The 687-nt window shown below is 46.7% G+C and carries 1 protein-coding gene; it reads left to right on the top strand.

What is annotated here, in order from left to right:
- The coding region (locus ACWHAR_RS27585; RefSeq protein ID WP_452088502.1) for an MFS transporter at positions 1 to 687 on the top strand (687 nt) is incomplete at both ends.

Genomic DNA, 687 nt, shown 5'->3' with positions numbered 1-687 from the left:
GTTCCCGAAAGATCAGAAAAAAGGGGCAGGAATCAAAGCCATTATTCAGCAGCTCGACATTCTTGGAATTGTTTTATTTGCCGGGGGAATCATTTTCCTTCTATCCTTTCTGTTGTCGTTCAGCACGTCGCCGCATGCGGTTGAAGGTGTGCTTGGCTTGTTTCTGCTCTGTGCGTTTGTCTGGCGCGAGCTGAAAACGGATAAGCCGTTCATTGATGTCCGTCTGTTTAAAACACAGCGAAGTCTGTCAGCCGTGTATGTTCAGTTTATTTTACTGAATGTTTTCTTCTATTGTTTATTTTTTGGTCTGCCAAGTTACTTTCAGGATGAAATGCATCTTTCTGTTCAAACGAGCGGCCTGTTTATGCTGTTTATGTCTGGAATGAGCATCGTTGTGTCACCTTTAACCGGCAAATGGATCGACCGATCTGGTGTCGTAAAGCCGATCTTTGCGGGAGCGCTTTTGATGACGGCTGGAGCCGTGCTCTTAACCATCTTTTTTATCAATGTCCAGACCATCGGAAAAGGGCTCATTCTGTCGCTCTTGGGTATAGGCTACGGACTGGGCAATGTCGCGCTTCAGGCAGCGATGCTAGAAACGAGTCCTTCCAACATGGTAGGAACGACTTCAGGCCTGTTTCAAACCTGCCGTTACCTAGGATCGATTTTGTCTTCGGTGATCCTTGG

Source organism: Bacillus sp. LR--39 (genome assembly GCF_053613335.1).
This window is presented reverse-complemented; position numbering and strand designations above follow the sequence as displayed.